The sequence below is a fragment of the Rhizobiales bacterium NRL2 genome, from assembly GCA_001664005.1.
Classification (GTDB): Bacteria; Pseudomonadota; Alphaproteobacteria; order Minwuiales; family Minwuiaceae; genus Minwuia.
This window is the reverse complement of sequence record CP016093.1, coordinates 855,376-879,669: the sequence shown is the minus strand read 5'-3', so window position 1 is coordinate 879,669 and position 24,294 is coordinate 855,376. Positions and strand designations below refer to the sequence as shown.

The following is a 24,294-nucleotide window of genomic DNA, read 5'->3' as shown; positions in this document are numbered from 1 at the left end:
GTTTCGAGAACTGTATCTCCCTCGACATCTCCGTCCTGTATTAGGTGCAAACTAGATCTCGACTTAATTAGAGCCACCAGCGTCTCCATGACAATCCAATGATATTTACTCTGCTCAATTGAAATTTGCTCCAGTGTATATATACCACCTGAAGAAGACACTCCATCATGAGAAAGCAATTCTATTGCCTTTGTAAATCTTTCGGATTCAAGGCGGGATTCACTTAATTTTGCTTGAATAGTCGCCGATCTAGAGTTGTTATGAAGAGAAATTGTCCTCCAAATAAGAAACGGGAGGCCAATAATGCCGAAAATAATTATCGATATATCTCGAATTTGTGCACTATTTTCAAAGAACTGGACTAACATGCGATACCCTCTCTGCCCCTACGCCGCCTCGGGCATGGGGATGTCCATGAGGTCGGGCTGGACCTCCTCGATGAAGCGCCGCGTCTGGTCGAACAGGTCGGCGTCGCCGTCGCCCACAGGGCGCAGGATGAACTTGCTCGCCCCCGCGCCGACATACTCGCGCAGCCGTTTCAGGATCGTCGCGGCGTCGCCGACGACGAAGTAGTCCGAGGGATCGCGCTTCAGCCGCTTCGAGAACCGCTCCATCTCCTTCGCCACCGCCGGGTCGTCCGGGCTGCCGAAGCGGAAGGGGAAGCCCGCGCCGAAATGATCCTCGGGCACCGCGCGGCCCTGGGCGATGGCCGTTTCCCGGATCGAGCGGATCACCGGCGCGAGCTGCGCCGGCGTCTCGAAGGCGGCCTGCCAGCCGGTGCCGTATTTCGCGGTCCGCTTCACCGCCGCGGCGGTCGAGCCGCCGATCCACATGGGGATGCGCGGGTTCACCGGCGTCGGCGAGATGCGCGCGCCCTTCAGCTGGAAGAAGCGGCCGTCATAGTCCACCGTCTCGCCGCGCCAGAGCCGCATGATGATCTCGAGGGCCTCGTCGGCGCGCGCGCCGCGGCCGGCCAGCGGCGTGCCCGTGGCCTCCCAGTCCGGGGCCAGCTTGGCGCCGATGCCGAAGGCCGGCAGCAGCCGCCCGCCGCCGGAAATGAAGTCGATCGTCGCGCACTGCTTGGCCAGCAGCACCGGCTCCCTGAGCGCCAGCGAGGCGACGTTCATGCCGAACTTCAGTTTCTTCGTCCGGCCCGCGATGGCCGCCAGTACGGTCATGGGCTCCAGGTGGGGGCGCGACGACGCGATGCGGTCGGACTGCCAGAAGCTGTTGACCCCGCCCGCCTCCAGCATGTCGATCCAGTCCCAGAACGCCGCCGCGCCCGAGAAGGGCAACTCCCCGAATCCCAGTCCCGCTCTTACCGGCATGGCGTCTCTCCCCGTTCATGGCTGGCCTGTGGCCGCGACAATCTCCAGAATAGTGGCGCGGCGGATCGCATTAGGCAAAGGGGAGGCCGGGGAGATGGCGCTGAAACTGGCGGAGAAGACCGAGTTCGGGTTCATGGGGCGGATGGCGGACCGGGAGGCCGCAATCGCCACCGTGAAGTTGGCCGAGGACAACGGCTTCAGCTCGATCTGGCTGGGCGATCACATCGCCTTCGCTGTGCCGATCATGGACCCGCTGCTGCAACTCGCCCAGGCCGCCGCGCTTTCCGACAAAGTGACGGTGGCGACCGGCGTCTACCTGCTGGCGTTGCGCCACCCGACGCTGACGGCCAAGCTGACCTCGACGCTCGACAATCTCTCGGGCGGGCGCTTCATCTTCGGGACCGGCGTAGGCGGCGAGTTCCCCGGCGAGTTCGCCGCCGTCGGCGTGCCTCACAAGGAACGCGGCGCCCGCGTCTCCGAATCCATCGAGGTCATCCGCAAGCTCTGGACCGGCGAGAAGGTGAGCCACAAGGGCCGCCACTTCGACATCCCCGAGACGCAGATGCTGCCGAAGCCCGTGCAGCCCGGCGGCCCGCCGGTCTGGGTCGGCGGGCGGTCGGGCGCGGCGCTCCGGCGCGCGGCGCAACTCTGCGACGGCTGGATTTCCTATGTCGTCACCCCGGAGATGTTCGCCGAATCGCTCGCCACCATCGAGCAGGAGATGGAGAAGGCCGGCCGGACGGTGGACCGCTACGGCACCGGGCACCTCTACTTCTTCCGCATCGACGACGACTTCGACACGGCCTGGGACAAGGCGACCCAACACCTCACGCGGCGCTACGCCATGGACTTCCGCAAGCCCGCGAAGCGCTACGCCGCGCTCGGCACGCCCGAGCAGGTGGCGGAGCAGATCCGCGCCTTCCACGCCGCGGGCGTGCGCCACTTCGTCATGGACCCGACGGGCCCCGACGGCGAGGAGATGGCGCAGCTCGAACGCTTCGCGAAGGAGGTCCGGCCGCTGCTGGGCGACCTCTGAAGAAGCCAATCCGCGTCGCGCCCAAGCGTCTTGACAGGCGCAGCCCGCCGGACCTATATCGCGCGCTCGGCGGCGGGGTAGCTCAGTCGGTTAGAGCAGCGGAATCATAATCCGCGTGTCGGGGGTTCGAATCCCTCCCCCGCTACCAACAAAATCAGATAGTTACGGTCTTTTATCTAGCCGGAGATTTGAAATTCAAGGCAATAGGTAACAGCATAGGTAACAGTAGCCAAAAGCGGCTTCCAACCATCGCTGCAACCGGCTTTCGGCCATCTGAAGGAGCATGTCGGAGCGGCATCACGAAGCTCGATATTGAGCAATCCGGAAGTGAATTTGTGGCTCTGATACCATCGTCGGTTCAACTTCAGTAACATGGCGGCTGGCGCCAGATTGAGGAGAGGACGATGGCCGAGCATCCCCATCCCGTTGATATCTACGTGGGAAGCCGCATACGGCTTTGCCGGACACTCAAGGGGATGAGTCAGCAGAAGCTCGCCGAGGCTCTGAAACTGACGTTTCAACAGATACAGAAGTACGAGAAGGGCACAAACCGCGTCGGTGCGAGCCGACTTTTCGAGATGAGCCACATCCTGGATGTGCCGGTCTCCTTCTTTTTCGATGGCGCGCCGGTTGCCGACGCGGCCGAGACAGAAGGCCCCGATGTCGATGAGAATGCGATCCCGGCAGAAGACGCGGAGAAGCTGTTCCGCCGGGAAATCCTGGAGTTCATACGTGTCTACGATCGCATTCCCGAACCGGCGGTGCGTCAACGGCTCTACGCGCTCGCCAAGACCCTGGCACGCCCGGAGTAGCGTGGGGAGACAAGTGGATTCCGGCCTGGCTCACGATCGCTTAGTTTCTCACAATGTCCCCTGAACAAGCGAAGCTCCTCGCTGGCTCAATCGAATTTCTCGAATCAGGCACAGCGGCACCCGATATTCTGCGGTTCCTAGCCTGGCTCGGTATCGCCGAACCGGAAGTGCTGGATGACGCCGAGGATTTTCGGAAGCTCCTTCGTTTCGCTCAGGGACTGCACCGGCTCTTCGAACTGCCCCTGCCCGATGCGCCCGGCCTCAGCGCCTTCGGCGCCGAACTCGATATCGCCCGGTGGGCAGAAGGCGAGAGCGGCATTTTCGGGGTCTCGGGCGTCGCAGAGAGCCGCCTGGCGGCATTCCGCGCCTGCATCGCCGAAGCCGTAGAATTCGTCAGCCAGTACCTGGGCGGAGATGCGGCAGGACACTTGCGGATCTGCAGCCCGGAGCCCGCCGTGATTTCGTTGACGCAAGGCTATGCTGACTGGTCCGACGATGGCCCTGTCGCGACGGTGCCGTTGCCGGATGGCGGAGGAGCGACGCGGCGCTTTCCTGCGACCCTCTGCTATCGGAATGCCAACCTGCCGGGCCCTGCCCCGCTCCATAGTCTCGGGATCGGTTGCGGATCGGGCGCGACGTCGGCGGCGGCGCTGCACCATGCGCTGTTCGAATGGATCGAACGGGACGCGATGGCCTTGTGGTGGCTTGGCGCCCTGCAAGGTCGGCCCGTTGCGCTCGAAACCCTGGCGCAGACGGAGATGGCCGGCATCGTCACCCGAGCCCGGCAGGGGAAGCAGACCCGGCGGACATGGTTCCTGGATATCTCGACCGACATCGGTGTGCCGGTCATGGTGGCGCTTTCCACGGATGGACACGGAAACGGTTTCGCCTACGGCTTCGGCGCCGGAGCAAGCACAGCGGCTGCCATGAAGGCGGCCTTTCTCGAACTCTGCCAGATCGAACTGGCCGATCGGATCGTCGCCGCAAAGCGGCACGAAAGCGGCGACGACAAACTCAACGACACCGACCGCATGCACCTCCGGCGACATAGCGAAATTGACGCTTCCTGGGAGATTCTGCACCCGGGTGGGGCGCCACGGGATCATGTCGCGCAGGCCGATCCGGAAGCTGCCCTCGCGGCGGCCGGTCTGGATGTTCTGACCCTCGACCTGACGCGCGGCAACATCGGAGTACCTGTCTGGCGAACCTTTGTACCCGGTCTGCAACCCATGCCGTCGACCACCGAGCTGCCCCGCCTCCGCGAGGCGCAGAAAGCAGCCCACGGCCGTGTTCACAACCACCGGGCCATTCGCATAGTCTGAACCGAGGGGACTGTGAGGGGGAGGCGTCGACGTGCCCGATGGAGACGGCGGCAGCGGACCAACGATGAATGGGGCGATGGCGCTGCGAGCCGAACTGCTCGGGCCGCCGCGCTTCCTCGTGGGGGAACGAGTCCTCGACATCCGCCTTCGAAAGAGCAAGGCGCTGTTGGCTTTCCTCTGCCTCAACGCCGGCGAGCGTCAGAGCCGTTCGCGCCTGCGGACCCTGCTCTGGGAAGACGATGACGAGAACCGCGGGGCCGTGTCTCTTCGCCAGACCCTGTTCAACATCCGCAAGACGCTTGCGGACACCGGTTTCGACGGCCTCGAGGTCACCAATGAGCATCTGCTACTGCCGCGGGCTCAAGTTGTCACCGATGTCGAGCTACTGACGAACGCCGTCCGGCAAGGCGATTTCGCCGCGGAGAAACTGCGGGGCGAGAAGCGCCTGGCGGATCGGCTCTGCGAGGGCCTGGAGAATGTTGGCGAAACGTATTTCGCCACGCTTCGGGCCGAACGCCAGATCATCTACTCCATGCTGCAGGAGCCGCTGGAGCGCCACCTGACGGAAGGGGCGCAGAATGGCTCGGAGGTGGCTGCCGCCCGCGCATTGCTCAACCTGGATCCCAGCCATGAGCTGGCATGCCGCAGGCTGATGGCGGACCGCGCGACAAGAGGCGACGCCGCCGGAGCGATTGCGATCTACAACGAGCTCTGGTCGGTCCTTTCGGAAGAGTTCGACACCGAGCCCTCGGTCGAGACCCAGTCTCTTCTCGCTCGGATCAAGCTGGATCGCTACACATCCGATTTCATTCCGCCGATGACCGCAGAGGCGAGCCCGCGGTCAGGCTCCACCGAGATCGCGGCGCAACAAGGCACGCCCTTTGTCGACCGTGGACCGGTGATCGTCATGGGCCGATTCGAACTTCACGGCGAAACCGATGCGCGTCCCGGCCTGGCGCAGGCGCTTCGCCATGACCTGCTATCCCGACTGATCCGGTTCCGCGAATGGTCGGTGTTGGACCAGGTGCCGGCAGGGGGACTGCAGAAGACCGATTCAGTCTTCGAACTTACGGCATCGATCCAGCACGACGGCAACCTGCTCGGCGTCTCCATCAATCTGAAGGAACTGCAAACCGAACGCTTTCTATGGAGCGAATACTACGGCATTGGCCGCGATGACATCCTGGAGCATCAGGCGGAACTGGTTGCGCGGATCGCCCTGGCGCTGAATGTCCACATCTCCGCTGACAGGCTGGAGCGGATCGGCACCATTCCGAATGTCACGCTGGACCTCTACGATCGCCTGCTTATTGGCCAGCAGCTCAATTTCACGTGGGACCGGGCGAACTCCGACCGAGCCGCCGACACCTTCCGCGGCCTGATCGAGGAGAAGCCCTTCTTCGCCCCCGCCTACAGCGCTCTGGCCCAGCTCATCAATTCCCGCCACATCATTTTCCCTGGCGCTTTTCGCAATTCCGAACAACTGGAATTCTCGAACCATCTGACAAATGTGGCGCTCAGACTGGATCCGCTCGATTCGCGCTCCCACCTCTGTTCGGGATGGTCGCTGGCGTTGCGTGACCGGTTTGACGAGGCCTACCAGGGCTTTCGCATGGCCTACGAGCTGAACGAAAACGATCCTTGGACCGCCGTTTCGGCGCCGGCGGGCTTCTGTTTTTGCGGGGATCTCGACCGCGCGGCCCGACTGGCGGAACGTGCGCTTGACCGCGGACTGGTCGCCTCGCCGCTCCAATGGAGCTACCAGGTCGTGATCTGGTTCTCCTGCGGCGACGATGCGAGGGCCATCGAAGCTTTCGAGCGGTCGGATGGCGGCTTCTTCGGCGTGGAGGCCTGGTATACCGCCGCACTGGTCCGCAGGCGCGAATTGCGGAAGGCGCGACGACAGTATGCCAATCTGATCGAGCGTATCCGTCAACGCTGGACGGGGCAGCCAAATCCGACGTTCACCGACGCCGAGACCTGGCTGGTTCAATGCTTTCCGATCGGCGACCCCGCGACGCGCTCGGCCTTCTTCGGCGCGCTGAAACAGGCCGGCCTGCAGGCCCCCGAAGCCCTACATGCAGATTGAGATGGTGTAATCGGCCACGCGGCTGAGGAAAAAATCCGTGTGGGTCAGCGCTTCGTCGCCACAGACCATGTCGGCATAAAAGGGCGGAACCTGGTAGCGGGGGCCGCTGCCCTTCTTGTCGCGCTCGGCGAACCGCTCCAGCGAACGGGTAATCATCTTCTTTGGCGGCAGGCGCAGATAGAAGATTTCCTGGTTGGGCTGAACGACGTGGATCGCCTTCATACGCGGCGGCACGCGAGCGATGTCGGGCTCCACGATGGATTTGAATTCCTCGAGCGATTCCGGCCACGGCTTGCGGTCCATGGCCCAGTCGGCGATCAGACGGCCAAACGCCGTATAGTCCAGGATTTCCAGGCGCCCGAATTCGCCTTCGAAGTCATCGGTCATTGTTTCCTCCTGCCGGAAGGTCGCTCTCAGATAAGGGGAAGCGAGCGCATGTCGAACACGCGGTCATCGACACGCATGTGCTGCTCCACCCACAGGATCAGGTCGCTCATGGTCGCCGGCACGCTGTAGCCGAAGACTTCAAAGGCCGCTTGGGCGAGATCACGGTCCTCTTCGTGGTCTTCGAGGGCTCTGTAGAAGGTCTCTGCCAGCACGATGGAGCCAATCGGCCCCAGCCGCTCGCCTTTGTGTGCGCCGGCGGCTTCGATGAGGAAGTAAAGACCCGGCGGCGGATTACCGACAAACTCCTTGACGATCTCGTCATCCGCCGCGCCGATCCAGTTCCTGAGTGCAGAACGGCGAATCTCCTCATCCGAGATCCACGGTAGTTGCTCGGCCAGTTCCGGCGCGCGCTTCTCGATCAGCTGCGCCAGGGCGTCGATCTTCATCACATCCGAAATGGCGGAGCGGACGAGGTCGCGATAGGGCAGACCTCCGGGCTCCGGCGGGTCGCTTGCCGGAAACATCTGCTTGTCGTGGAGCGCGGCCACGTACTTGGGCGAGATTCGCCGGGAAAGCTGTGGCGGAGAATGGGCCCCTTTGAACTCGAAGAACCTCGACCAGCGCACGATCCAGTGGACGCCGAGGGGCGTACGGCGAGGCACGCGGAAGGAGGTGCTCCGCATGACCTCGGGGAGGTTGTGCCGCGTCCCCTCGGCGAACTCGTAGGACGAACGCACCATGGCGTGTCCCATACGATAGGCCGCATTGATGAACTCCGGCGTCAGGACGCTTCCCTCGGGAGGGTCAAGGATGAAGCGGCCGGGGTCGTCGGATCGCTCGTAGTGGTGCCGGACGAGCGGGTCGAGCAGGCGCGCCAACAAGTCCCGCCGCACAATGTTCCGAAACACATAGGTGAGAGCGGCTCGTGCTGTGGCGAAATTGTTGGCGCTGTCGAGCGGATCGGAGGGCTTGTCGTTCCACTCGATGCTGTCGATTGCGGCATTGTGAGCGAGCTGAAATAACGCCGTCATCTGCGACAGGATTGAATGATCGTCGTTACGCTCATCGGCCACGAGCGGGCAGCCATACTCCTCGCCGAACCTCACATTGCGGATACGGCCGATATCGCGCCTGGGCGAACGGCTCGTGTCCCGTGACCAGTCGTCGACCTCGTGAGATACACCGTCCAGCCTGAATCGCGTTCTCGGCCAGTGGATCGCGTTCGGCCCGCGGAGATCCGACGCGTGTTCGAAGGCGACAGCGTCGAGTTCCGGGTTGCGGCCGTAGATGGTCTCCAGCATCAACGGCCGGCCGCGGACATTTTTTACCGTTGCGGGATCGCGGAGCGACGGCGCGGAGTTGTCGCTCATGAAGAGGTCGTGGCTGGCCATCTGCGCCAGGTAGGTATAGCCGGAGGGGATGTTGGGGTTCCCACGGTCGATGCCGTCCGGCCAGTCATACTCACGTTCCATGCGGTCGCTGAGCAGGCGGAACAACGCCATGGTCCGTGCCACGTCCATCTCGCCGGGATGGTCCGGCTTCTCCACGCCCACATAGATTTCGGGATTGGTCGCCGGCCCGGAGCCCGGGCCACCGTTCCTAGCCGCCGCCTTCTGCAAATGACTGCATGCGTGCCGTCTCAGGCTCGTCGCGCCCGTCGCGCTGTGCATCGTTCAACCTCACGCCCTTGATCGGGACCGAGGTTGAACGGCCGGCGTGATTTCTGCGTTATTTCCCCGATTGACGCCCAGCCGCTCTTGGAACGGCGCGCGAGAATTCGTCTATATGTGTCATCCGTGGCCGGCGGGCCCCCTTTGCGGCCCAACTGGAATCAGCCCGAAAGCTCGCATGAAACCCGGACCGAAGACGGGGCGAAGTCCAGCATCGCTTCGATCTTCACGGCCGAACTTCGAAAACCAGGGCAGAACATAGCTCACTCGCCCGTCCGGGCCTTTGAAACTCTGCTTCGAATTACCTCTCCGCTGGGCAACAAGACGTCGCCGATTTCCTGCTTGTTGAACGGCGTGTCCATCCAGCGGAGCTCGACAAAATCTGCCCGAAGCCAGGGTGAGATGCTGCTTATCGAACTCTGACTGGATTTCTTGATTGCCACCGCAAAGGCCTCGGCAGCGATGGTACGGGCTGTCGATTCGCTGGGAGCTGATACATAGCAGCGCCCGCAATAGCTGCTGCTCTGCCAGAATGGATGGCCGCAATTGTCGGCCTTTGGATCGAGGACATAAACAGCCAAGAAACCCTCCCCCTGATCATGCCCTGTTACCGCGTGGCCAGCCACTAGTCGACCGTGAAAGCCGTCCGCACGGGCCTGTGGTGACCAGCCCCCAGCGATTGGTCCGGGTGGCGAGCATTCGCATCATGGTCTTTGGACTTCACCCGGTCTGCAGCGCAGAAAGCATGATGTCATTGTGTCAGCCAAAATACACCACTCGAGGATCCGCCGGCCCCGTCAGCCTAGCACCCCATGAACTGCCTTTCGGCGCATTCATGGGCCAGATGGGAGGCTGTTTCGATCTGATCGGCAGCCATCTGTTCCCGTGCTGCCTCCAGTGTCTCCAGAGCCTGGCCGGCCCCGTTCTTGGCGGCGACCTCGAGCCACATGGCCCCAAGCACTTGGTTCGGCTGCTGATTTACGCCGTTGAAGTAGAGAATCCCAAGGTGAAACTGAGCATCGGAGTGGCCGTTCTCCGCAGCCTGAAGATACCAGTAGACCGCCTCCCCCATGTCCTGAATCACCCCGTCCCCGTTGTGATACATGACCCCGAGATTAAACTGAGCCAGCGCGAAATCTCGTTCCGCTGCTCGGCGGTACCAGTAAGCTGCCAGCACATTGTCCTGCGCAACGCCACGACCCGCCCGAAAAAGCTGACCAAGGTTGTATTGCGCGATCACATGACCCTGCTCTGCCAACGGCTGCCATTCCTTGAATGCCGAGGCGTAGTCTCCTCGATCAATCGCGGCGGCTCCCTCCTTGAAACCGGATTGTGCGACACCCGAGGCCGCCCCAATGAGGAGAGCGACCAAGAATGACCGGGCGACAATACGGATCATTCATGCAACTCCCGTTTGAAAGGCGTGCGCCGCCGCCTGGCCGCCCCCTAGGTATCCGGCAACCAACCCGTGATGCAATGTAAGGGATATCGTACCCCTCTCGCGAGCCGAGCAAAAAAGCGGCAGCGAACCCGATTTGACTTCACTGCCGCATCCCGAAAATCAGGCGAGCTACTCCGGAACCAGGACGTTGTACCCGGCGCCGGCGGCAAACATGCCCTCAGTCAATGCGCCGTAGTGGGGACCGTCATATTCCTCGTACTTGTGGGGCTTCTCGGCAAGCGCCGTCTGCGGCGGTTTGGCTCCCGTGCCGCCTTCCATTCCGGTGCAGGCGGCCATGCCCAGAAAAAGTCCAATGCCAAGAAAGTTACAGAGACTGCGAATCATGGATTTCCTCCTTTTGTTGTTGTCTTGGGACATTTGGTTGCCTTCACAGACTCGCAACCTGGTTGCTCGTATCTGTCGCACATGGTCGAATGAGACGGATAATCGAATCCCGTTCGTTCGACACTGGCAGATAGTCAGGCGGCCGAAATGGCAACAAGAGCGAAGATCGGCTCTGCGCGACAGACATTTGCATGGGCGAAGCAGGGTCTCGGAGTTTCCGGAATATCTACAGGGCGCTTGAGTCGGCCCTTCCTGCATTCAGATCCCGGCCTGGCCGGCGGGGGTCGCAGTGTAGCCGCACCGCGGACCGGGCGTGTTAGGCTAATCACGACCGCGATTGTGAGCCTCCCCCATTGAATTGGTCCATCCTGATGTTTTGGAACAAGGAGGATCAGAGATGGCAAGGAAGCGTCACAAGCCTGAGGAGATCGTGGGCAAGCTCCGCCAGGCGGACGTCCTGCACAGCCAGGGCATGTCGATGGCGGATGCGATCCGGCAGCTGGGTATCAGCGAAGTCACCTTCTACCGATGGCGCAGGGAATATGGCGGCATGAGCGGCGATCAGCTGCGGCGTCTGAAGGAGCTCGAGAAGGAGAACGAGCGGCTGCGCCGGGCGGTCTCCGACCTGACCCTGGACAAGCAGATTCTGAGTGAAGCTGCGAAGGGAAACTTCTGAGCCCCTCGCGCCGCCGACGTTGCATCGATCATGTCCGCCGGCGTCTCCGGATATCGGAGCGCCGGGCCTGCCGGGTTCTCGGCCAGCACCGCTCCACGCAGCGCCATCTCCCGCGTGGACGTGATGACGAGGCCCGGCTGGTGGCGGACATGATCGAGCTGGCCCGTCAGTATGGCCGATACGGCTATCGCCGGATCGCGGCCTTGCTTCGGGAGGCCGGCTGGCAGATCAACGACAAGCGGGTCGAGCGCCTCTGGCGGCGCGAGGGGTTGAAGGTACCGGCCCGGCAGCCGAAGAGGCGGCGGCTGTGGCTGGGCGACGGATCCTGCATGCGGCTGCGGGCAGAACGGCCCAACCATGTCTGGTCCTATGACTTCGTCCACCACCGGACACATGATGGCCGGACCTTCCGGACCTTGAACGTGCTGGACGAGTTCACGCGCGAGAGCCTGGCGATCCGGGTTCGCCGGAAGCTCTCGTCGGTCGATGTGATCGACGTCCTGACGGACCTGTTCATTCTCCGCGGTCCACCGGCCTTCGTTCGCTCCGACAATGGCCCCGAGTTCGTCGCCGAGGCCGTGCGGCGCTGGATATCAGCGGTGGGCGCCAGAACGGCGTTCATCGAGCCGGGCTCACCCTGGGAGAACGGCTTTATCGAGAGCTTCAATGCCCGGTTCCGGGACGAGCTGCTCGACGGGGAAATCTTCTACACGCTGAAGGAGGCGCAGGTGGTCATCGAACAATGGCGCCGTCACTACAACACGATCCGACCGCACAGCCGTCTCGGCTACCGACCACCGGCCCCGGAGGTCATCATTCCGCCAGGCTGGCCGTCAGGCTCCGCTCCGCTTCACCAGCCGGCCGGCTTGGCGGCAAAGCCGCCCATGCACTAACATTCCACCCGGATCAATCGCTGGGGGCTGGTCAGGGTCGCATAGCCGCTGCCGAAGAATCTGCACAGGACGCCCGGTTGAAGCGCCATGATCGGAGAACCTGCACGCACGCCAAGGAACAATGCGACCCATGCATTCGCTTCAATGTGCAATTTTCGGCTTCACAGCTTCTGATCACCAACCTCGCCGTCAAAAACGGGCTGTCCTACAGCGCCGCCCTTTCAGCTAGTGGAGTACGTCACCTACCTGCGCCTCGCCGCATTCGATCTGACAAATCGCGCGATAGACGGTATCCCAGAACCGCCATCCTTCAAGATCGCCGATTTCTCTCAGCTCGAAGCCGAACATCGCGGCTTCTGTGGCAGCCGTCTCGCCGTATTGGCGGATCAACTGCAGAGCGGTGTACACAGGATCAGCATTGGACTTCATGATTTGACGAAATCAGCCGAAATCTAGAACCATGTCAATTGTCGATGGGAGGTGAATCGACTTGCCGTCAAGCAGGCCTGCAAAACGTCTGGAGAGGGAGGAGCTCTTGTCCATGAGCCGGGAGGCCGCGCTGCGCTCCCTGGACGAGGCTGAACGCGAAGTACGCGAAATCCATGAGCGCCAGCTCCACGCGGATCTGGCGTGGTGCAGACGGCGCCTGCATCGCATTAATCAGTTGCGAGACATCGTGCGTCACGGATCCTGACCTGCCGCTACAGCGCGCCAGAGGTGCTGGGGCGGTTCACATCCTTGGCACCGGCCTTCTTTGTCACCCTTCCCTACTGCAGTGCTGCTGCACGAACGCCCAGATGGCGACAATGATCGATACTCGCCCGACGATACCGTGAATGTCTTTTTAGCTCTCGCCCGGATACTCGTGCTTCGCCATCTCCCCTTCCGAGGCCATTCGTTCACCGGGTCCCCTCGCACCGCTCCTTGCACTACAACTCGTCAATTGCGTAGATGACCCGCTTCCATGTCCCGGTGCCCTCATTGTCTATCGCTGCCAGCCGCCCTACCGCACGCTCCAAGGACTCAACGTCTGCCCGTTGACCGCAGCGCCGCACCATCGGCCATGCGGTTCGCCAGATGCCGATGCCTGCAATCATCGGGGATTGTGCCACCATGTCCGACGCTATCAATACGATGCTCAGGCACTTTTGTTACGAGATCTCAATTTCAGTTATTCTCTGCCTTGAAGCCTCCGTTCAACAGGTCGTTGCCGGACCTATGATCGGCAAGATGCGACAAAACCGCACCTAAATACTATTGTGGTTCACATCCAGAGCATTATTTACGAAAAGCTTGGTGACCAACTTGAGCTATAGCCGCCGTCGAAGGCCTTCAGATCAACAGAAAGAATGAGTATTCATGGACAAGAACGACAATGCGAACGAAGCGACCAGCCGTCAGGACCTGATGGAGATGACCTCCGAGATCGTATCGGCCTATGTCGGCAATAACATCGTGCCGGCCGACGAGGTACCGGACCTGATCCGCCGGATATTCGGCGCCCTGGACGCTGCGGGCAAGGGCGAGACGGCAGAAGCCGCGGAACCGCAGAAGCCGGCAGTTCCGATCAAGCGGTCCGTCACGCCCGACCACCTGATCTGTCTCGAGGACGGCAAGAAGCTGAAGATGCTGAAGCGCTATCTTCGGACCAATTACGACATGACCCCGGAGCAGTATCGCGCGAAGTGGAACCTGCCGGCCGACTACCCGATGGTCGCGCCGAACTACGCGCAGAAGCGCGCCGAGATGGCGAAGTCCATCGGGCTCGGCCGCAAGGGCCGCCAGGCCAAGGCAGCCAGATAGGCTGAACCCTACATTCTTCCACTTCGACAGGCGGCTGGGAATGCGGTAGTACGCCTTCCGAGACCGTACCCACTATCTCAGCTTGCCAAGGCCCGCGCACGCACCCCACCACCGTCTGGATGAATAGAGGATGAGTACTGAATTTCACCGCCTGCTGCAGGATAGTTAATTGCAACATCGATTCAAAATATCACTGTCATTGGGCTTGGCACTATTTGCAATTTCTCATGCAGGTATTGCAATAGTATCATGGTTTAATTTGAATTTATGGTATATTCCGATACTTATTATCATTGCTTGGTTTGCTAATTTGTTTCGAGATAACGACATTCTCAATCGACTTGAACTTTCAGGTGGATACTATGTAAAATCCCTGACGCTTCTAATATCTTCTATATTTACAATTACTATTGTTTTCTTTTTGTCAAAATTAATTTATCATATTATTTATTAATCTGCTTAACTACCCTATGCTTTTTAATTTCTATTATCGACACTTTTCGCTTCTTCCTGAACGTTTATTCATTCTGATGATTGAACGCTAAGAGGAGAGAATCGGGCAAGCCTCGTCACACCGATGTACCGCACGGCCAAGGCATCTCGACCAGCAATATTTCTAATAGTTCCTGAATCAAAGTTCGAGAAGTGAGTCTGTCTGGGCCACCCACGATGCCATATGCCGCGTCATCGACTGCTTTCAGCCAGTTTGACGGCTTCAACTCTACCTCTTTCGCGGACACGGTCCGGTTCGAGAATGCGATTCGGATGAGTTCGCGGCATTCCTTCCGATCGGCATGCTCGAAGGATTTCGCCAGGTTCTGAGCCGTCCGGACCATGTTTGCGATCTCGTCCAGGACGCGGTCGCCATCCACGACGCGCGCTCGCAGCTCGCATATATGCCGCTTCTCCTCGAGCAGGGCACGTTTCCGGGTTTCGAAGTCCTGCTTTTCGATCAGCTGATCGATCAGCGCGTCGGTCAGGCGCCGGAGGCGCTCCTCGAGCCGCTGGAGCTGCATGTCGAAGCCAGCGGTGCGCTGGGCATATTGCTTCTCGTCTCTCAGAGTCTCGATCGCCCCGAGGAGCGCGTCCACGGACGCATCGCTCGGCGCCAGATGGCACAGGGTGGACATGATGGCCCGCTCAAGCCGGTCTTCCCGGATCATCGGCGTGGTGCAGAGCCGGGTATGGCATCGGTAGTAGACGTGCGCCTTCTGGCGTTCCGCGACCATGCACCTGCCGCAACTGCCACATTGAAAGAGCCCCCGGTATCGATGGTCGTGACGGGTGGATTTCTTCTTCCCGCGATCGGCGCGAACTGCCTGGACACGCTCGAACAGCGAGATCGAGATCAACGGCTGGTGGATACCTTCATAGGTCTCGCCGGTTCGGCGAAGCCGGCAGAGCCCGCAATAGAAAGGGTTGTCGAGCATCTTCTCGAGGCAGAGCTTGGAGATCGGCTTGCCGCCCCGGTTGCGAAGGCCGCGGCGCTCTGTCTCCGCGCGCAGGGCGTGCAGCGAGTATTCACCGCTGGCATAGAGTTCGAAGGTCTCTCTGACCAGGGGAGCGCGTTCGGGGTCGAGTGTCTTGGGCTTGCCGCCGCCATTGTTCAGGTAGCCGATCGGCGCACCGAACGGATAGAGCCCCTGCTTCAGCCGCCCCCGAATGCCCTTTCGGGTTTCTTCCCTGAGGTTGCGGATGTAATCGGCGGCGATGACGGCCTGGATATCGGCCGTGAGCCGCCCGCCGCGCGAGCGGAAGTCGAGGCTCTCGGTGGCGAAGTGGATGTCGATGCCGGCGTCGGAGAGCTCGCCGATCTTGGCCCAGTCGGCGAAGTTCCGGGCCGAGCGGTCGATCTTGTGGATCACGAGGCCCTCGGCCTTGCGCGCCTTCAGCAGTTTCAGCAGCTGCCTGAACACCGGCCGGCCGCTCTTGGCCGCGGTTTCCTTTTCCTCGAACCACCGCGTGACGGTGATGCCGTTGCGCTCGGCGAATGCTTCGATGGCGTCCCTCTGGGCATCGAGCGAGACGCCCTCCCCCTGCCGCGCCGTCGAGACGCGGACATAGGCAAAACAGGTTTTCATAAGTCGGTCTGGATTATCGGTTAATCGTCGCCCGGTTGCTCCGGCGTGATGTCTTCCTGCTTCCATGGCGCCTTGCCCTCCCGCTGAAGGCGCTCATACATGCGCTGGCAGAGCGCCAGATAGGCTTCGAGGCGGGGATCGAGGGGTTCCTTGTTCATCCGCCTATTGTGCACCGGGCGCGCGTGTCGACAGGTCTCCGCCGCGGGCGGTTTCCGCCGGTGAACCGGGGCGCCGGGTGTAGACGGTGAAGGGCTTGGACTGCCGGCCCTCGACCATGACCCGGGCGAAGCACTCGAAGTTGGCGAGGCCGATCAGATCGCGCGGGTGCACGTCGCCCAGCTGGTTGCCGAGGATCGGCGCATCGGCGGCGCCGACGCGGAAGATCATCATGCTGCCGGCATTGCCCAGGATCGCGGAGAGCAGCGGCCGCTCGAGCTGATCCAGATACTGATGCGCCAGAACGAGGCCGACGCCGTATTTGCGGAGCTGCGGCAGCATGTCGGCGAGCGCCGTGCTCGAGAAGGCGTGGAACTCGTCGGCATAGACGATGAACGGCCGCCGGTCCCCGAAGGCAAGGCTCGCGCGGCTGTAGCCCGCGTGCGCGAAGCCCGAGAGGATCAGCCCGCCCAGCACATTGGCCGTATCGGCGCCGAGCCGGCCGGTCGCGAGGTTGACGATGAGGTGCTGGCCCTCGTCCATGATCCGGCGGAAGCGGAGCGGTTGATCGGGCTCGCAGACGGCGCGCGAACCAGCGGATGCGAGAGGAAGGCACCGAGCTTGTTGGCGATGGGCGCGACGCCGTCGACCGCGCCCTTGTAGCGAAGCGCGGTGAACTCGACGGTCCAGAACGCGCGCACCTGGTCGTCGGTGATGTTGGCGACCATCCGCTCGCGCGCGGCGCTGTCGATGAAGAGCGGCAGGATGTCTCTCAGATCCGCGTCCGGCTGATCGAGCAGCGCCAGCAGCGCATAGCGCAAGAGATGCTCCATGCGCGCGCCCCAGGCGTCGACCCACTGCTTCTTCAGCGTGTCGATCAGACTGGAGGCGACCAGCGGGCGGTGCTCGACCGCCACATGGGTGAGCGGGTTGTAGCCGAAGGGACAGGCGGGATCGGCGACATCCCAGTAGATGTGACCGGTCCCGAGCGTCCGGCTCAGTTCCGAGGCCAGATCGCCATGGGGATCGAGCAGACAGAAGCCCGTGCCGGCCCGGGCGTCCTGCCTGGCGAGCTCGGCGATCAGCGTCGACTTGCCGGCCCCGGTCTGGCCGACGACGTAGAGGTGCATCAGCCGGTCGGCCAGCGTCATCGCGAAGGGCGCCGGGCCCGAGCGGCGGTGGGCCTCCCCCAGCGTGACGCGGCGACCGAGCGGGTTCATTGGCTCCAGCATGTCACGATCGCCGCTCTCCCATAGGCCCCGCGATCTGCCGCTTCGCCCGATGGCGGGGTTATGGGGATAGCGCGATCGATGAGAGACTGAGCCCCGGGGGAGAGCGGCGTTCTTCCGCCAACCGGCCACCACCCTCAACGCTCTCCCCTGGCCATATTCCGTCCAGGGCGGCCTCCCGCCGCCCGGATGCGCCTGACCGATGAAGTGGTCGGGCGTCTCCGGGCGACGACAAGGAGGCTGCCATGACCCATGACCAGACGAACAATACGACCGATGAGACGGAAGAGGCCCGGACGGCCCGCATCCGGGAGCTGAACGACCGCTTCCGGACCGGCGCCGGCGGCGCCGGCCAGGTGTTGATCACCGCCGGCATCGAGGGACTCGGCCCGGACAAGGCCAGAGCGGTGTACGAAGCGGTCCAGCGCTTCGACGACTTCACCGCCGACAACGATCCTTACGGGGAGCACGACTTCGGCGCCTTCGACTTCGAGGGCCGGAAGATCTTCTGGAAGATCGATACCTACGATCTCTCCATGACGATGATGTCGCCGGATCCGGCGGATCCCGCCGTCACCCGGCGCGTGCTCACCATCATGCTCGCCAGCGAGTACTGATGGTCGTTCCAACTCACCACCACCCGTCGAGCGATCGGCGGGTGGTTTTCTGTTGACGGTTCCTCAGCGCCACATGCGGTCGGCGATCTCGAGTTCCTCGCGGCCGCTGGCGTTGGCGTAGATCGCCGTCGTCGAGAGCGCCGCATGGCCCATCCATTTGGACAGCATGTTGAGCGGCACGCCCATGCGGATGGCGTGGATGCCATAGCCATGGCGCAACCCCTTGGGCGAGGCCTGGGCGCCCTCGATGCCGGCCCGGGCCATCACCGCCTTGATCCAGCGATAGCCGGTGGAGCGGTTGAGCGGCGCCGCGCCATGCCGCCAGAGCGGACCGGGACCGGCCCCCTCGCCTTCCAGCCCGTGGGTCTCCTCGAGCAGACGGGCGAGAGCCGCCGGGATCGGCACCTCGCGCATCACGTGCCGGCGGCGTTTCTTCAGGGTCCGGAACGAGATCACCCGGCCCTGGAGCTGCACCGAGGCCGGCGTCAGCTCGAGCGCCTCGGAGAGCCGGCAGCCGGTATAGAGCAGCGTCAGGCAGAAGCTCCGGACCTCCGGCGGGGCGCCGCCCGCCGCCGCCACGAAGCGCTCCCGCTCGGCGGCGTTGATGTAGAGGCGGCGCTTCCGATCGTCATAGAGCCGCATTTCCGAGGGCATGAGCCATGTATCCGTATGCACCATTATTGTGAGGTCTGAATTGGCGATGGCCCCCTCCTAGAGGGCCCGCGGCGGCTCTGCAACGGAATTGCCAATTCCGGGCGATGAGACGTGAAGCCTCGATATTTCAGTCGGTTATCGCACCGGAACCGGAATCGTAACGAAGCGGATTCACCAATGCAACCGCAAAACAGGCCGCCAATGACCATCGTACAATATTGGCAATAGTGGTGCAAAGCCGGCCCTGTGGACAGCACCCGGCGGCACGCGACGAACAGAGGGAGACGACACGATGAGGGGACGCAGAATGCGCCTGCCCCGGCTGGCCGCAACCGCGCTGATGCTGGGCCTGGCGCTCGCCGCCTGCAAGACCACCGGCGAGGCGAAGCCCGCCACCCTGCCCGAAGCGGCGGCGGTCCAGCCGCCCGGACCCGGTGTGTCCGCCGAACATGCGCGCTTCGCCGGCATCTGGCAGGGCACATGGGGCGAGAGCCTCGACGGCAAGCTGGCGGTGACGCGCGTCGGCCCCGATGGCTCGGTCGATGCGATCTACGCCTGGGGCGACAACCCGGGACGGTTCCGCGGCGGGCACAACTTCGTCAAGGGCAAGATCGAAGGCGAGACACTCACCCTCGAGCGCTTCGGCAGCGGCGCCGACATCTCCTACGAGATGCAGCCCGACGGCTGGCTCAAGGGCCACTACCACCGCCCGGGCCATGGCAACCGCGCCGAGGCGGAGGCCACCGGCCGGTTCGACCGGATCAGCGGACCGGAGGCTTGAGACAGATGAACAGGCAAAGCAGCAAGGTCATCGGGCCGATCGCCCTCCTCGCCGCGCTGGTGCTGGGCGCCTGCGTGACCGGCAGCACCGAGCCGCCCGAGGGAGCCACGCTCTACCAGAAGCAGCCCCTGCCGGTCGGCACCACCATGACGCTCCGCCGGAGCGAGGGCGGCAATGTCCGCACCTTCACCCAGACAGTCACCGGCACCGACATCTTCGAGGGCCGCGAGGTCATCCGCTCGGAGAACGACGACGGCACGACGAGCTTCTATGACAGGGAGACGCGCACCTGGACGGCGACGCTGGACCGGGACGGGACGGTCAAGACCTATATCGATCCTCATGCGGGCTATTACGACTGGCCGCTCTTCGTCGGCAAGTCGTGGCGGCCCTCCTACGCCTTCCACGATGTCGCCGGCGGCAACAGCTGGTCCGGCATCGCCCCGTCTCTCGAGGTGGCCGCGATAGAGACGGTCACCGTCCCGGCCGGGACCTTCGAGACACTCCGCATCGAGAGCGGGCCGGGCAACAATGTCGGCTTCGAGGCGACCTACTGGTACGCGCCCTCGATCGGCCTGATCGTCAAGTCGGACTGGGCGCGGACCACCAACCACTACCAGGGTCCGGGCGGCGCGCGCGAGACGGTGCTGGTCGCCTTCGAGAAGCCGTCCGGCCCCGATGTGGAGCTGATCGAATGAGCGGGCCAGGGAGGCCGTCCCGGATGATGACCCGGCGCGCGGCCCTCGTCCTTGTCGCAGGCGGCGTGCTTCTCGCCGCCTGCGGCCCCACGGCAGAGGAGATCGCGGCCTATCAGCCGACGCCGGTGGAGGTGGCGCTCTCGGACGGTCTTTACCGCGGCGAGTGGTTGCGGGGGCAGCTTTACGAGATCCGCTTCGACCCGGCCGGCCCCGACCAGCGCGCCATGATCCGGGTCATCGACGCCGACACGAACCGGACGGAGTACAACATGCCGGCGAAGGTAGACGTCGCGGGCAACAAGGTGACGCTCCGCTACACCGAGTTCGACCGGACGGACCATCTCAGCTTCGATCCCGAGCGCAATCGCCTGGAAGGCCACATCGTCTTCAACGGCGAGCGTACCCACAGGCTCTGGGCCGAACGGGTGGAGTAGCGGCGCTGGTGCCGGGCCATGCGACCCATAGCGGGAGTGCGGAAGCGGGCGGCCCAGGGGCTGCCCGCTTCCTTGTTGTTCAGGTCTCGTCCGTCGTCTCGAAGAGATGGCCGACCCTGGCCCAGAGGTCGGCTGTCTGCAGGCGGCCCGTCTCGGTCACGGTCCGGACCGGGAAGGCCAGCCAGCCGGGCAGCCAGCCTTCGGCCTTCGCCCGGCCATTGGTCCCTTCGGCGAAGTCCCCGATGATCGCCTTCCGCGTCTTCAGCTTCTCCGAGCGGTTGGCCTCGGCCACGCGCTCGCCGGCGATGTCGGCCAGCATGGCGTCAACGACCGCCCGGTCCCGCAGCATGTCGACGAAGACGCTATCCGCCGACCAGTGCTTCTTCATGTCCACGGCCAGATGGTTGCCTGCAGCCTCGACCATGGCGCTCCCGGCGGCGAGGGCTTCGGCCATGGCGAAGGCCGCGATGCGCAGGAGCTCAGCCTCGCCGAGTTCGAGCAGATGGGCGAACACTTCCGCCGTACCGTAGCCGTCATGGCCGGGCCGGACGACATCGCGGTCCGCCGCCGGATCGCGGCCCAGAAGTTCGAGCACCGCCTTGCGCTCGCTCTCAAAGGCCTGCTGCGCCCGGCTCCCGGCGATGCTGGCGGCAATGGCCTCGCCCCGGCAGGCCTGCGGCTCGGGCCGCACCAGCCAGTGGCCCGAGGACGCGATCATGTGCGCCACGATAAGCCGCAGCGCCACGTCGGGCCTTTGCAGAAGCTCGGCCCGGACCGCCGCATGGCGGTGAAGATCGATATAGTTCTGCATCGCCTGCGTCGCCTCCGGACGGCGGGCGGCTTCGGTGTCCGTCGCGCCTTCGGCATCCTCGCCCACCATTGCGGCACGGGCGCGGCGCGCTGCCTCCCGGCGGCCGAGATAGCCCTCATGGCATTCCACGTCGCCGCGCCGGGAGACGGCGATGAAGACCTTGCCGCCGTCCTCTTTTGCGACCACCTCATGCTCCCAGTTCCGGAAGTAGTCGCCCGGCTCGAGCACCACGACATCGGCCCAGCCCGCCTCGATCAGGGCGTTGCGCTTTTCCGCGATGGCCCGGTTCTGATGTTCCCAGAACAGCGCCGCATCGGCGAAGAAGCGCTCCTCGCCGAAGAGGTCGGTGACGATCTCGCCCGGATAGTCATCGAGATCGAACAGCGCGACCTCAACGGGGATGGACTGGCCGCCGAAGAGCCACTGGCGCAGCTGGTGGCCGCGCGGCTCCATCTGTTCCGGATCGTCCAGGAGCGCCATCCACGCCTTCTGCTGCGCGGCGCTCGCCATCGTGAGCAACCGGACGGTCGCCGCATCGATCCGGTCCTCGCGATAGGCGGTGCGGATGCGCGGCACGAGATTGCCGAGAGCCAGGCGGCGCTCCACCATCCGCTCCGTGATCGCGAACATGGCGGCGATCTCGGCAACGGACCGCCCGTTCTTGCCGAGCCGGACGAAGGTCTCGTACTGGGTCATCTCGTCGGGTGCGAGACGGGCGAAGTTCTCGATCAGCGAGGCCTCGAGCGCCTCCGCGTCGTCGCCCGCGGCCATGACCGCACAGGGCAGCGCCTCGATGCCGCCCGCTTCATCGGCGACCGCCCGGGCCGCGAAGAAGCGCCGCCGTCCCGCGACGATCTCATAGTGGCCGTCCGTCTTCGCGGGCCGCACCAGCAGGGGCTGGAGGACGCCATGGGCGCGGACGCTGGGGAGGATGTCGGCGATATCGGGCTGCTTCCGGCCATGGCGCATGTTGAGCTTCGAGACCTCGAGCTGTTCGATCGGGATGTGCTGCAGTTCCATTTTGGTGTCGTCTCCGTTTGCGGTTGGGTGATGCGCCCCCGGCCCGCTCCCGACAGGTGACGGCGAGCGACCGGCGCAGAGCGCGCGAGCCACCCCCGGGGCGAAGAAGCTCCTCATGATCCGGCCTCATACGAACCCCATGGAGAGCGCCCCGGCCATCCAACCGGCTCGGTGCGGTCCTGTGGTGTCGCGGTATCGGCAACGGCCCTCTCCTTCTTCGCCCCGTTCCCCCGGCAGGCGGGGTGGGCGGCGAGATCGCCCGGGAGGGCCCGGCAGAAGGGCGGGCCGCACCCGAAGGGCCGGAGCGCAGCGGCGGACCTGGCGCGCAGCGCCAAGGTTGCGGGCCGCCCTGATGGGCCCAGAAGGGCGCGCCGGCCGCACCGCGCCGGAGGAACCGACAAACCTGGCCGCGCCGGCCCGAACGGGCGCGGCGGCCGGTTCGGACCGGAGGTCCGCCTGTCTTCAGCGTCGATGGCCAAGGGGCCGCCGAAGGTGGGGAACCGGCTGGGAGTCCAGAGCACACGGATCATGGCCCCAGGGCGGTGGGGATAACCGGCGGGATGGCAGCGTCGGCGCCGCCGGGCGGAGACCGTATATATCGGAGCGCGGCGGCCTGGGCGCGATGGGCCGGGATGGCAGGCGCCGGGGACTGGACAGGGGTCGCTCGCTTGCTAGCCTGAAGGAACAAGAGATCCGACGCTGGTGGACCGGCGGAGGTTCACCGCGAGGTCGGAGGCGCGAGGGTTCCACCCTCGCGCTTTCGCCGTCTCTGTTCTCGCGGTCGAGCCTTCGCCAGTCGCCATTTGCGCACATGGCGGGGTCATGTGGGTTGGGCGGCGGCGGTTAGAATGGACGGGTTAGCCGTTCATTTAAGTTCTTTCACACCATGCAAAACGAATTATCCCTCGACCTCCGTGTCGCTCGCCGGCAAGCCGGCCTTACCCAGGCCGATTGCGGCCATCTGCTCGGTATCGATGCCTCCCGCGTCTCCAAGATCGAAAAAGGCAAACGCCAGCTTCTGCCGCTCGACATGTGCGCCCTGGCGCTGATCTACGGCCGTCCCATGGACAGCCTCTACGCCCCGCTGATCCGTGAGGCCGAAGTGCGGATTGGCGAGCGGTTCCCGACCCTGCCGGCGCCGCCCAGCCGCTGGGCGGGCACCTTCAACCGCCAGCAGACGCTGTCCGCTCTGGCCGAGAGATTGGAAGCCAGTCAGCGGCGCATCCATGGCGGCTAGGCCGGAGCGGCTGATCGCCGTCGCGGTCTCCTCCGACGGCATCGCCGCCGTCTGCCTCGTCGGAGGGAAACTGAAGAACTGGCAGCTCTGGCGCCCCGCGCCCGGCCGCGAGACAGAACTCCGCTCGAAGGTCAGGACGCTCGTCGCCGAGTTCGGTCCCGATATCATCGCGACCGAAGATCCTCATCTGGACTGCCGCAAGCGCGGCCGGAGCTACGCATCGCTCCTGGCGCTTGTCCAGGATGCGCAGGACCAGCCCGCCCGCCACATTCCGCTGCAACGCATCCAGCTCTACCGGAACCAGATCGAGGAGGCCCAGGCGCTGGTCGGGCGGTTCACGGAAATGGCGGCCTACCGGCCGAACCGGGCAATCCCCGCCAACACGCTTCGGAGGTATTTGCTGTACTTCGAAGCGCTGTCCTACGCGGCGCGGGTCCTGGACGCGCCGCGCCAGGGAGATGCCGGATGAACCGGGATCCCCTGGACAGCTCACCTTGGGCCGGGCTCGACGGCGATTTACTTCGCGGCCCTGGCCTGCCGGCCTTTGCGGCCGAGACCGATCGATTTCGCCATCTCCGCGCGCCGTTTCGCGTAGTTCGGCGCCACCATCGGATAGGCGGCCGGCAGATTCCACTTCGCGCGGTAATCTTCCGGGGTCATGCTGTATGGGGCCGTGACCGCTTGGGCAGCAGCCGCTCATATGGCGCTGACCAAGACGGCCACATTGCGTTCGCATCTCCATCCGCATTGGTTCAGAAGAACCGGATGGCAGCC

Annotated in this window: 23 protein-coding genes and 1 tRNA gene; 14 read left to right on the top strand and 10 right to left on the bottom strand. The window is 63.8% G+C overall.

Annotated features, from left to right (window positions below; translation table 11 throughout):
- Positions 1-386 precede the first annotated feature (386 nt).
- Positions 387-1,295, bottom strand: coding sequence for a hypothetical protein (locus TEF_04080; protein ANK80057.1), 909 nt, complete (start codon positions 1,293-1,295; stop codon positions 387-389).
- Between the two features lie 127 nt (positions 1,296-1,422).
- On the opposite strand from TEF_04080, the gene TEF_04075 reads away from it, so the two are divergent.
- From TEF_04075 to TEF_04055, 5 genes are all read left to right on the top strand, one after another.
- Positions 1,423-2,364: a hypothetical protein gene (locus TEF_04075; protein ID ANK80056.1), complete on the top strand. Its 942-nt coding sequence runs from the start codon at positions 1,423-1,425 to the stop codon at positions 2,362-2,364.
- A 71-nt stretch (positions 2,365-2,435) separates the two neighbouring features.
- A tRNA-Met gene (locus tag TEF_04070) sits at positions 2,436-2,512 on the top strand.
- A gap of 256 nt (positions 2,513-2,768) precedes the next feature.
- Complete coding sequence (locus TEF_04065) at positions 2,769-3,176, top strand: XRE family transcriptional regulator (protein ID ANK80055.1); 408 nt, start codon at positions 2,769-2,771, stop codon at positions 3,174-3,176.
- A 53-nt stretch (positions 3,177-3,229) separates the two neighbouring features.
- Positions 3,230-4,498 carry a hypothetical protein gene (locus TEF_04060; GenBank protein ID ANK80054.1) on the top strand — a complete coding sequence of 423 codons (1,269 nt, stop codon included), beginning with the start codon at positions 3,230-3,232 and terminating at the stop codon, positions 4,496-4,498.
- Positions 4,499-4,574: 76 nt separating this feature from the next.
- Positions 4,575-6,587 carry a hypothetical protein gene (locus tag TEF_04055; protein ANK80053.1) on the top strand — a complete coding sequence of 671 codons (2,013 nt, stop codon included), beginning with the start codon at positions 4,575-4,577 and terminating at the stop codon, positions 6,585-6,587.
- On the opposite strand, the gene TEF_04050 is transcribed toward TEF_04055, so the two are convergent.
- The 3 genes from TEF_04050 to TEF_04040 form a co-directional block, all read right to left on the bottom strand.
- Entirely contained in the window at positions 6,573-6,974 is a 402-nt protein-coding gene (locus TEF_04050; GenBank protein ANK80052.1) for a hypothetical protein, read from the bottom strand. The two genes, TEF_04055 and TEF_04050, sit on opposite strands and share 15 nt — an antisense overlap.
- A 26-nt stretch (positions 6,975-7,000) precedes the next feature.
- Complete coding sequence (locus TEF_04045; GenBank protein ID ANK80051.1) at positions 7,001-8,521, bottom strand: hypothetical protein; 1,521 nt, start codon at positions 8,519-8,521, stop codon at positions 7,001-7,003.
- Between the two features lie 925 nt (positions 8,522-9,446).
- Positions 9,447-10,043: a hypothetical protein gene (locus TEF_04040; GenBank protein ID ANK80050.1), complete on the bottom strand. Its 597-nt coding sequence runs from the start codon at positions 10,041-10,043 to the stop codon at positions 9,447-9,449.
- A 784-nt stretch (positions 10,044-10,827) separates the two neighbouring features.
- On the opposite strand from TEF_04040, the gene TEF_04035 reads away from it, so the two are divergent.
- Positions 10,828-11,106 (top strand): transposase, encoded by a 279-nt coding sequence (locus tag TEF_04035; GenBank protein ID ANK80049.1) that lies wholly within the window; start codon positions 10,828-10,830, stop codon positions 11,104-11,106.
- A gap of 50 nt (positions 11,107-11,156) precedes the next feature.
- A complete protein-coding gene (locus TEF_04030) occupies positions 11,157-11,999 on the top strand; it encodes an integrase (protein ANK80048.1) in 843 nt (280 codons plus the stop codon).
- 225 nt (positions 12,000-12,224) lie between these two features.
- On the opposite strand, the gene TEF_04025 is transcribed toward TEF_04030, so the two are convergent.
- The gene (locus TEF_04025; protein ID ANK80047.1) at positions 12,225-12,407 is read right to left on the bottom strand and encodes a hypothetical protein; all 183 of its coding nucleotides are present in this window, start codon (positions 12,405-12,407) and stop codon (positions 12,225-12,227) included.
- 951 nt (positions 12,408-13,358) lie between these two features.
- Between TEF_04025 and TEF_04020 the strand changes: the two genes are divergently transcribed.
- Positions 13,359-13,802, top strand: a complete 444-nt coding sequence (locus TEF_04020; GenBank protein ANK80046.1) for a transcriptional regulator — start codon at positions 13,359-13,361, stop codon at positions 13,800-13,802.
- Positions 13,803-14,371: 569 nt separating this feature from the next.
- Here the strand turns inward: TEF_04020 and TEF_04015 are convergent.
- From TEF_04015 to TEF_04005, 3 genes are all read right to left on the bottom strand, one after another.
- On the bottom strand, positions 14,372-15,883 hold the full coding sequence (locus tag TEF_04015; GenBank protein ANK80045.1) for a resolvase: 1,512 nt from the start codon (positions 15,881-15,883) through the stop codon (positions 14,372-14,374).
- A 162-nt stretch (positions 15,884-16,045) separates the two neighbouring features.
- Positions 16,046-16,582 carry a hypothetical protein gene (locus TEF_04010; GenBank protein ANK80044.1) on the bottom strand — a complete coding sequence of 179 codons (537 nt, stop codon included), beginning with the start codon at positions 16,580-16,582 and terminating at the stop codon, positions 16,046-16,048.
- Entirely contained in the window at positions 16,501-17,259 is a 759-nt protein-coding gene (locus TEF_04005) for a hypothetical protein (protein ID ANK80043.1), read from the bottom strand. The genes TEF_04010 and TEF_04005 overlap by 82 nt, the downstream gene beginning before the upstream one ends.
- A 254-nt stretch (positions 17,260-17,513) precedes the next feature.
- On the opposite strand from TEF_04005, the gene TEF_04000 reads away from it, so the two are divergent.
- Positions 17,514-17,885 (top strand): hypothetical protein, encoded by a 372-nt coding sequence (locus TEF_04000; protein ID ANK80042.1) that lies wholly within the window; start codon positions 17,514-17,516, stop codon positions 17,883-17,885.
- A 63-nt stretch (positions 17,886-17,948) separates the two neighbouring features.
- On the opposite strand, the gene TEF_03995 is transcribed toward TEF_04000, so the two are convergent.
- Complete coding sequence (locus TEF_03995; GenBank protein ID ANK80041.1) at positions 17,949-18,563, bottom strand: hypothetical protein; 615 nt, start codon at positions 18,561-18,563, stop codon at positions 17,949-17,951.
- A gap of 283 nt (positions 18,564-18,846) precedes the next feature.
- On the opposite strand from TEF_03995, the gene TEF_03990 reads away from it, so the two are divergent.
- From TEF_03990 to TEF_03980, 3 genes are read left to right on the top strand one after another with little or no spacing between them, the layout of a single operon-like run.
- On the top strand, positions 18,847-19,320 hold the full coding sequence (locus tag TEF_03990) for a hypothetical protein (protein ID ANK80040.1): 474 nt from the start codon (positions 18,847-18,849) through the stop codon (positions 19,318-19,320).
- 5 nt (positions 19,321-19,325) lie between these two features.
- Positions 19,326-20,018 carry a hypothetical protein gene (locus TEF_03985; protein ID ANK80039.1) on the top strand — a complete coding sequence of 231 codons (693 nt, stop codon included), beginning with the start codon at positions 19,326-19,328 and terminating at the stop codon, positions 20,016-20,018.
- 23 nt (positions 20,019-20,041) lie between these two features.
- Positions 20,042-20,452, top strand: a complete 411-nt coding sequence (locus TEF_03980) for a hypothetical protein (protein ANK80038.1) — start codon at positions 20,042-20,044, stop codon at positions 20,450-20,452.
- Positions 20,453-20,531: 79 nt separating this feature from the next.
- On the opposite strand, the gene TEF_03975 is transcribed toward TEF_03980, so the two are convergent.
- Entirely contained in the window at positions 20,532-22,283 is a 1,752-nt protein-coding gene (locus tag TEF_03975) for a chromosome partitioning protein ParB (GenBank protein ID ANK80037.1), read from the bottom strand.
- 886 nt (positions 22,284-23,169) lie between these two features.
- Here TEF_03975 and TEF_03970 point away from each other — a divergent pair.
- Together TEF_03970 and TEF_03965 are read left to right on the top strand one after the other, a co-directional pair.
- On the top strand, positions 23,170-23,520 hold the full coding sequence (locus TEF_03970) for a hypothetical protein (GenBank protein ID ANK80036.1): 351 nt from the start codon (positions 23,170-23,172) through the stop codon (positions 23,518-23,520).
- Positions 23,510-23,989 carry a hypothetical protein gene (locus TEF_03965; protein ID ANK80035.1) on the top strand — a complete coding sequence of 160 codons (480 nt, stop codon included), beginning with the start codon at positions 23,510-23,512 and terminating at the stop codon, positions 23,987-23,989. Before TEF_03970 ends, TEF_03965 begins: the two co-directional genes overlap by 11 nt.
- The last annotated feature ends 305 nt before the right edge of the window (positions 23,990-24,294 follow it).

Excerpts from the sequence above, each read along its gene's own strand:
- TEF_03980 (ANK80038.1), top strand. The coding sequence starts at position 20,042 with ATGATGACCCGGCGCGCGGCCCTCGTCCTTGTCGCAGGCGGCGTGCTT.
- TEF_04035 (ANK80049.1), top strand. The coding sequence starts at position 10,828 with ATGGCAAGGAAGCGTCACAAGCCTGAGGAGATCGTGGGCAAGCTCCGC.
- TEF_04050 (ANK80052.1), bottom strand. The coding sequence starts at position 6,974 with ATGACCGATGACTTCGAAGGCGAATTCGGGCGCCTGGAAATCCTGGAC.
- TEF_04010 (ANK80044.1), bottom strand. The coding sequence starts at position 16,582 with ATGGACGAGGGCCAGCACCTCATCGTCAACCTCGCGACCGGCCGGCTC.
- TEF_04015 (ANK80045.1), bottom strand. The coding sequence starts at position 15,883 with ATGAAAACCTGTTTTGCCTATGTCCGCGTCTCGACGGCGCGGCAGGGG.
- TEF_04005 (ANK80043.1), bottom strand. The coding sequence starts at position 17,259 with ATGAACCCGCTCGGTCGCCGCGTCACGCTGGGGGAGGCCCACCGCCGC.
- TEF_04060 (ANK80054.1), top strand. The coding sequence starts at position 3,230 with ATGTCCCCTGAACAAGCGAAGCTCCTCGCTGGCTCAATCGAATTTCTC.
- TEF_03975 (ANK80037.1), bottom strand. The coding sequence starts at position 22,283 with ATGGAACTGCAGCACATCCCGATCGAACAGCTCGAGGTCTCGAAGCTC.
- TEF_03995 (ANK80041.1), bottom strand. The coding sequence starts at position 18,563 with ATGGTGCATACGGATACATGGCTCATGCCCTCGGAAATGCGGCTCTAT.
- TEF_03965 (ANK80035.1), top strand. The coding sequence starts at position 23,510 with ATGGCGGCTAGGCCGGAGCGGCTGATCGCCGTCGCGGTCTCCTCCGAC.
- TEF_04000 (ANK80042.1), top strand. The coding sequence starts at position 17,514 with ATGACCCATGACCAGACGAACAATACGACCGATGAGACGGAAGAGGCC.
- TEF_04075 (ANK80056.1), top strand. The coding sequence starts at position 1,423 with ATGGCGCTGAAACTGGCGGAGAAGACCGAGTTCGGGTTCATGGGGCGG.
- TEF_04055 (ANK80053.1), top strand. The coding sequence starts at position 4,575 with ATGGCGCTGCGAGCCGAACTGCTCGGGCCGCCGCGCTTCCTCGTGGGG.
- TEF_03985 (ANK80039.1), top strand. The coding sequence starts at position 19,326 with ATGAACAGGCAAAGCAGCAAGGTCATCGGGCCGATCGCCCTCCTCGCC.
- TEF_03990 (ANK80040.1), top strand. The coding sequence starts at position 18,847 with ATGCGCCTGCCCCGGCTGGCCGCAACCGCGCTGATGCTGGGCCTGGCG.
- TEF_04040 (ANK80050.1), bottom strand. The coding sequence starts at position 10,043 with ATGATCCGTATTGTCGCCCGGTCATTCTTGGTCGCTCTCCTCATTGGG.
- TEF_03970 (ANK80036.1), top strand. The coding sequence starts at position 23,170 with ATGCAAAACGAATTATCCCTCGACCTCCGTGTCGCTCGCCGGCAAGCC.
- TEF_04065 (ANK80055.1), top strand. The coding sequence starts at position 2,769 with ATGGCCGAGCATCCCCATCCCGTTGATATCTACGTGGGAAGCCGCATA.
- TEF_04020 (ANK80046.1), top strand. The coding sequence starts at position 13,359 with ATGGACAAGAACGACAATGCGAACGAAGCGACCAGCCGTCAGGACCTG.